Origin of the sequence: Rhizobium sp. Leaf341, from assembly GCF_001424325.1 — a bacterium.
Taxonomy (GTDB): Bacteria; Pseudomonadota; Alphaproteobacteria; order Rhizobiales; family Rhizobiaceae; genus Ferranicluibacter.
The window spans coordinates 22984-29847 of record NZ_LMPE01000014.1 but is presented as its reverse complement, the minus strand read 5'-3'; the positions used below and the strand labels follow the sequence as shown (position 1 = coordinate 29847).

6 protein-coding genes are annotated in these 6864 nt (G+C 68.9%); all 6 read left to right on the top strand.

Translation table 11 applies throughout. The annotated features are described in order from the left end of the window. Positions 1 to 529 (top strand): calcium-binding protein (locus ASG03_RS21150; RefSeq protein WP_443216616.1); only part of this gene is annotated, 529 nt, incomplete at its 5' end. A gap of 716 nt (positions 530 to 1245) precedes the next feature. Next, on the top strand, positions 1246 to 2127 hold the full coding sequence (gene exbB, locus ASG03_RS21145; RefSeq protein WP_244475271.1) for a tonB-system energizer ExbB: 882 nt from the start codon (positions 1246 to 1248) through the stop codon (positions 2125 to 2127). Positions 2128 to 2137: 10 nt separating this feature from the next. After that, positions 2138 to 2572 (top strand): TonB system transport protein ExbD, encoded by a 435-nt coding sequence (exbD, locus tag ASG03_RS14415; protein ID WP_062694097.1) that lies wholly within the window; start codon positions 2138 to 2140, stop codon positions 2570 to 2572. After that, complete coding sequence (locus ASG03_RS14410; protein WP_062694096.1) at positions 2569 to 3519, top strand: TonB family protein; 951 nt, start codon at positions 2569 to 2571, stop codon at positions 3517 to 3519. The genes exbD and ASG03_RS14410 overlap by 4 nt, the downstream gene beginning before the upstream one ends. 424 nt (positions 3520 to 3943) lie before the next feature. Continuing rightward, positions 3944 to 5320 (top strand): M16 family metallopeptidase, encoded by a 1377-nt coding sequence (locus ASG03_RS14405; protein ID WP_244475270.1) that lies wholly within the window; start codon positions 3944 to 3946, stop codon positions 5318 to 5320. A 178-nt stretch (positions 5321 to 5498) separates the two neighbouring features. Continuing rightward, positions 5499 to 6788 (top strand): M16 family metallopeptidase, encoded by a 1290-nt coding sequence (locus tag ASG03_RS14400; protein WP_062694095.1) that lies wholly within the window; start codon positions 5499 to 5501, stop codon positions 6786 to 6788. Positions 6789 to 6864: the final 76 nt, after the last annotated feature.

The following is a 6864-nucleotide window of genomic DNA, read 5'->3' as shown; positions in this document are numbered from 1 at the left end:
CAACGTGCTGACCGGCGGCGCAGGCGCCGACAAGCTCTATGGCGGCGGCGGCAGCGACACGGCGAGCTATGCCGATGCCACGGCGGGCGTCGTGGCCAATTTCTCGAATGTCGCGCTCAACACCGGCTATGCCAAGGGCGACACCTACAGCTCGATCGAGAACCTTACCGGATCAGCCTTCAACGATACGCTGACGGGGAACGGAGCGGCCAATATCCTCAAGGGCGGCGCCGGTGACGATCGCCTGGAAGGCGGCGGCGGAAACGACACGCTCTTCGGCGGCAGCGGCAAGGATACCTTCGTCTTCGGAACGAGCGCCGGCGCCGCGACGATCGGCGATTTCGAGATCGGCATCGACAAGATCCTCTTCGACAATGGGGGACCCGGCACCTATCAGGCGGACTCTTTCACCTTCACCACCACGGACGCAGGCACGCTCATCACGCTCGTGGACACGCATGTCACGGTTCTGGTGGCGGGCAAGATCCTCGATGCAGCGCATATGTCGGACTATTTCCTCCTCGTCTGACACCCTCCCACACCCGCGCGGCGGCGGTCGCCCGGAAGCGCGCAGCGGCCGGACCCTACTCGGCCCGGCCCGGCCCGAGCAACCCCGACCCGAGCAGACCCGCGCCGGCAGCATGGACAGATGCTGCCGGCGCATCGCGTCCGGAGGCGTCGTCTCCGATCCCTTTGCAAAAAAATCCGCGCCACCGCTGACAGTTTTTGCATCTCATCCCACAGACACAGCGAGAGCAGAGAAAACCACAAAAACAGAGGGGTAATGCGATGACCAATTTACAAGACAGGGCAGATCGGCAGACAGGGTCCGGATCTTCGGCCGTCCGCATCGCCGCGGCCACCCTGGCGCTTCTGATCGGCGCGGCCACGCTGTCGCCAGCCGGCGCCCAGACGACATCCCAGCCCGCCCCTGCGCCAGCCCTGGCCCCAGCCCCGGCCCCAGCCATATCCCCCTCTTCGGCCTTGGCCCCGACGTCGACCCCGACTTTGGCCCCGTCGGCCGCGCAAAGCCCCCTGCCGGCGACGGCGGTCGTGCCGGCCGCCGCATCCCAGCGGTCCGCCCGGCCGTCCGCCCCGGTTTTAACACCGGTCTCTTCTGCCGCAACGTCCGCTGACGTCCCGGCCGAGCCTGCTTCCGCGCCGGCATTGGCGACGACACCTCCGGCATCCAACCCGCCTGCAGCGTCGCTGCCCCCGGCCGCCGATGCGGGCGCCGCGCCTGCGATGGCGCCTCTGACCGGCCCCGCAGCCGCCGCCCTCGAGAGCCCGGCTGCAAACACGCTGACAAACACGCTCGCAGGACCAAGCCCCGTGGCCGCGCCGGCCGCACCGACGATCGGCGCCGCCATCGCCGCGATCCCGGCGGCGGAGCACGACATGACGCCGCTCGGCATGTTCTATGCCGCCGACCCGGTCGTGAAGGGCGTGATGATCCTTCTCGCCGCAGCCTCGGTCATGACATGGACGATCCTCTTCATGAAGGTGTCCGTCCTCGTCTTTGCGAAGCGCCGCATGAAGACGGCCATCCGCACCATCCGCGCCTCCGGCAGCCTGGCGGAAGCCGGCGCGAGCGTGAAGGGCGGCGCGGCCGCGCGCCTGCTCCACGAGGCCGCCGACGAAACGGCGCAATCGCGCGGTCTTCCGAGCGAAGGCATCAAGGAGCGCGTCCACATCGCCCTCAGCCGCCTGGAAACGGCGATCAGCCGGCGGATGGCGATCGGTACGGGCCTGCTCGCCAGCATCGGATCCGTCGGCCCGTTCGTCGGCCTCTTCGGCACCGTCTGGGGCATCATGCGCAGCTTCATCGGGATCGCGAATTCCAACACGACCAACCTCGCGGTCGTTGCTCCCGGCATCGCCGAGGCGCTGCTGGCGACCGCCATCGGCCTTGTCGCCGCCATCCCCGCCGTCATCATCTACAACGCGCTGAGCCGGTCCATCGGCTCCTACCGGGTGATGTCGGGCGATGTCGTCGCGCTCATCATGCGCCACCTGTCCCGCGATCTCGATCGCCAGGAATTGAGCCAGGAGCTGAGCCACGAGATCGGCCAGGAGTACGGCATGGCCACCCCCAAGTCCGGCGCCCTGCGCGTCGCGGCCGAGTAGGAGCAGGATCATGGCCGTTCGCATCGGAGGCGAGGACGCAGGCGATCTTGCGGAAAACGCCGACATCAACATCACGCCCTTCATCGACGTGATCCTGGTCCTGCTGATCATCTTCATGGTCGCGGCCCCGCTCTCCACGGTCGATGTGCCGGTCGAGCTGCCGGTTTCCACGGCGCCGCAGCAGCCGCGCCCCGACAAGCCGCTCTTCGTGAGCGTCAAGTCCGATCTCGCGGTCGCGCTGGGCGAAAACACGGTCGCGCGCGACGGGCTCGGCCCGGCGCTCGACGAGGCGACGCATGGCAACAAGGAAGAGCGGATCTTCCTGCGGGCCGACAAGGGCGTCCCCTATGGCGAACTGATGCAGGTGATGAACCTCCTGCGGACGGCGGGCTACCTGAAGGTCGGGCTCGTCGGGCTTGAGGATGTAGGCAGCGGGGGGCAATGATGTTTCACCCACCCCCACGCGCCTTCCAGATTGCGCCCGACGCGACGATCCCGGCCCTGCCCGGCGAGCCGGGGCTGGGTCTGCGACTGCTGACCTGGACGATCGCGGCCGCGATCACGCTCGGCCTGCATGTCGGCGTGTTTCTGGCGCTCACCCGGACCGAGCCGGTTCCCAAGGTCGAGGAACTCCCGGCCACGGCCATCATGATCAACCTCGCGCCGATCCCCGTCACGACGATTTCCACGACCGACAACGCCGCCGACGGTCCGGAATCCGCCGAAACGGAACCGCAGGTCGAGGAGACGGCGGAGGCACCGGAGCCGCCGCCACCCCCGCCGGAGCCAGAACCGGAGGTTCTGCCCGACCTTCCGCCGCCGCCGCCGGAAGTCCGGCCCGATGCCGTGCTGCCGCCCACCCCGCCGGAGGTAAAGCCGCCGGAGGTAAAGCCGCCAGAGGTGAAGCCCCCGGACGTCAAGCCGCCCGAGCAGAAGCGCGAAGAGATCAAGCCGAAGCCCGAGACGCCGAAAAAGGTTCGGGAAAAGGTGAAGCCCAAGAAGGCCGAACGGCCGCCGCAGGTGGCGTCCAAGCTCGGCGGCGGGCCGGTCTCGAACGTGCAGACCGGCGAGACCAGCGCCGCGCCGACCACCGGCGGCAAAGGGGCCAGCGCGTCGATGATCGACAACTGGATCGCCAAGGTGCGCAGCCGCATCCTGCGGGCCAAGCGGTTTCCGAAGGAAGCGCGCGGCGAGGACTATGGCGCTGCGACGATCTCGGTGACCTTTGCCCCGGACGGGTCGGTCACGGCCGCCCGGATCACCATGTCCTCGGGATCGCCGATCCTCGATCGCGAGGCCCTGGCGACCGTCTACCGGGCCGCGCCCTATCCGAAATTGCCGGGCGGACAGCCGATGACACAGAAGATCGCCCTGAACTTCATCAAGAAATAACCGGGCGCCGGACGTCGTCGGGGGAGCCGTGTCGAAGTCATGGCGAACCCCGCGACCGACGGTGAACGGACAGATGACGGCCCCGTCGCCAAACCTGTGACGGAGCTGCGGAGAGACCGCCCCGCCCCCCCGGGAAGGGGTGGTCTCCCACAAGGGTGGTCTCCAGAGCCTGCCAAAGGCGGTCTTTCGGGCTGCCAAAGGCGGTCTTCCAGACCTGCCGAGAACCATCATGCGCGCCTGCCAACGGTCGTCGGCCGGCCTGCAAGACCTCGCGGAGGCAGCCGCGCCCTGTGGGCTCCGCTGCCACCCGTCCACCTGCCCCACGCTGGAAGCGTCGATGCGAGCCCGTCGACCTCCGACCGACCAACGCAACGATCGTGGCACCTCCCGACGGATGGGCCGGCGACGGAAAAGAGAGAGCGTCATGACCCTTCACCCCACCCAGTCCTTCGTGCCCGGCGCCATCCGGCGGCCGTCCGCGCGGCTGACGTCGCGTCAGGCTCCCTCCCTCGGGCCGCTCGGCGCGGACAGGGACCAGCCCGTGCTGTCGAAACTCGCCAACGGCATGGATGTGGTTCTCGTGCCGGACAGGCGCAGCCCGATCGTCGCGCATATGGTCTGGTACCGCAACGGCGCGACCGACGACCCCCTGGGCAAATCCGGGATCGCCCATTTTCTCGAGCACCTGATGTTCAAGGGCACGGAACGCTATGGTCACGGCCATTTCAGCGATCTCCTGTCCTCGGTCGGCGGCAATGAAAATGCGTCCACCAGCTGGGAATTCACCCACTATGTCCAGCGCGTGCCGAAGGAGGCCCTGGAAACCTGCATGATCTACGAGGCCGACAGGATGACCAACCTCCTGCTGAGTGCCCCCGTGCTGGCGATGGAGCGCGACGTGGTCCTGTCCGAGCGCGGCATGATCGCCGATTCCCGCCCGCCGGAGCTGCTTCGCGAGGCGCTTCATGCCGCCGCCTTTCCGTCCCATCCGTGCGGCCGCCCCATCATCGGCTGGCGGCACGAGATCGAGACGCTCAACCTCGACGACGCCACGGCCTATTACCGGCGCTTCTACACGCCGGAAAACGCCATTCTCGTCGTCGCCGGCGATATCGAGCCGCAGGCCGTGCTCGACCTTGCCGACAGGATCTATGGCGCGGTGCGGCCGACGGGGGCGGCGCTCGATCGCCTTGTGGTCTCCGATCCGCCCGCGCGCACACGGACCGTGCTCACCCTGTCGGACCCGACCGTCCGCCAGCCGCTCCTGAAGAAGGCGCATGTCGTGCCGTCGATCGCGGCGGCCGACCATGCGGACGCCGCAGCGCTCGAGGTGCTTGCCTGCCTTCTCGGCGGCGAGGAAACCTCCCTCCTGCACCGGCGCCTCGTGCTCGAAACCCGGCAGGCCACCGCCATGAGCGCCGGCTACTGGGGAACCGTCTTTCGCAACCGCACGCTGTTCAATATCGACGCGTCGCCGGCATCCGGCGTTTCGCTGGAAAGCCTCGACGCGGCGGTGGACGACGTGATCGCCACGGTCCAGACGGACGGCTTTTCGCAGGACGACATCGCGCGCGCCAAGATGCAGCTCGTGACGCGGGCGATCTTCGACCGGGACAGCCATGCGACGCTCGCCTATATCTACGGGCTGGTCCTGAGCATCGGCCTGCCGTTTTCCACCGTCGCGACCTGGCCGGCGCGGATCGAGGCCGTCACGAACGACGATCTCAGGCGCGTGGCCGGCATGCTCGATCGGCAGACCGGCCTTTCCGGCCATCTGACCGGCGCGCCACACGCCGGCTGACGGCCCGCTCACGGCGCCCGGGGCCTAGCTTGGGCCTGGGCTGACTTGGGCCTAGCCTGGGCCTAGCCTGGGCCAACCCTGGGCCCGCACCCGGCGCCGTTTCCTTTCCACGACGATCCCCACGGACGCCGTCTCGCCCCGGCAGGACAGCGCCAACCCCGAGGTCAAGGGACTTATCATGACGATCCATATCGAACAGCCGCTTCCGTCCCTCTCGCTCGCGACGCGGGTCGAGGCCATCCGGAGCCCGGGCGGGCACGCTGCCTGGCTGCTGGAGGACCACACCCATCCGCTCGTCTCCATCGCCTTCAGCTTTCGCGGCGGCAGCGCGCGCGACGCGGACGGACGGGAGGGGACCGGCCGGCTGCTCGGCCGCCTCTTGAAGGATGGCGCGGGCAGCCTCGATGGCCTCGCCTTTCACCAGGCCCTGGCCGATCACGCGGTTTCCCTGTCCTTCACGATCGAGCACGAGCGGCTGTCCGGCACGCTGAAGACCCTGACGCGCAATGCCGACCGGGCCTTCGACCTGCTCGGCCTTGCCCTCAAGGAGGCGCTCCTGACCGAGGCGGCGATCGAACGGGCGCGCGCGGCGGTGCTGGCCGATCTGCGCGTCCGGGCAAGCCAGCCCGATCACGTCGCGACGCTCGCCTTCTGGGCGCGCGGCTTTGCCGGCCACCCCAATGCCCGGCCGGTCTCCGGCACGCCGGCCTCCATCGCCGCGATCGGCCGGGACGACATCGTCGCCCAGTACCGCGAGACGATCACCCGCGACGGTCTCGATATCACCGTCGTCGGGGATATCGACGCCGTCACGCTCGGCGGGGCGCTCGATCGCATGTTCGACAGCCTGCCGACCGGCGCTCCCCCGCCAAGCCCGCAGACGCGCCTCGAAGGCCTCGGGGAGACGATCACCTCCCGGATCGAGGGACCGCAATCCTCCATCGCCTTCGGCCGACCCGGCCTTCCGGCGGACGATCCCGACGCCATGGCCGCGGTTGTCGCCAATCACTGCTTCTGCGGCACGACCATGACGTCGCGGCTGTTCAAGGAGCTGCGCGTGCGCCGCGGCCTCTGCTATTCGGTCCGTTCCTACCTCCACACCACCCAGAGCGCCTCGACCGTCCTCGGCTCGACATCCACCCGCAATGATCGCGTCGCCGATGCGCTCGGCGTGATCCGCGCCGAGCTCGACCTTCTCTTACGGGAGAAGATCGGCCCGGACGAGCTGGACCGCGCCAAGCGCCACCTGATCGGCGCGTATGCGCTCCGGTTCGATTCCTCGACCGCCATTGCCGCCCTCCTCCTGTCGCTGAAGGCGGAGAAGCGCGACCTCTCCTGGCTTGACCAGCGCAACCGGTCGATCGCCGCGGTCACGCCGGACGACGCCGCCCGCGCGATCGCGCGCGTCTTTTCCGACGGCGCCCTGCTCGTCTCCATCGCAGGCGATCCGCAGCCTGCCGTGCACTGAGAGAGCGCGCACTGACAAGGCGCGCACTGACAGAGCACGACGGACAGAGCACGACGGACAGGCCGCAGGCGCGGGC

Bases quoted from the DNA above. Each gene is read 5' to 3' on its own strand.
- exbB (WP_244475271.1), top strand. From the start codon at position 1,246: ATGGCGCCTCTGACCGGCCCCGCAGCCGCCGCCCTCGAGAGCCCGGCT.
- exbD (WP_062694097.1), top strand. From the start codon at position 2,138: ATGGCCGTTCGCATCGGAGGCGAGGACGCAGGCGATCTTGCGGAAAAC.
- ASG03_RS14410 (WP_062694096.1), top strand. From the start codon at position 2,569: ATGATGTTTCACCCACCCCCACGCGCCTTCCAGATTGCGCCCGACGCG.
- ASG03_RS14405 (WP_244475270.1), top strand. From the start codon at position 3,944: ATGACCCTTCACCCCACCCAGTCCTTCGTGCCCGGCGCCATCCGGCGG.
- ASG03_RS14400 (WP_062694095.1), top strand. From the start codon at position 5,499: ATGACGATCCATATCGAACAGCCGCTTCCGTCCCTCTCGCTCGCGACG.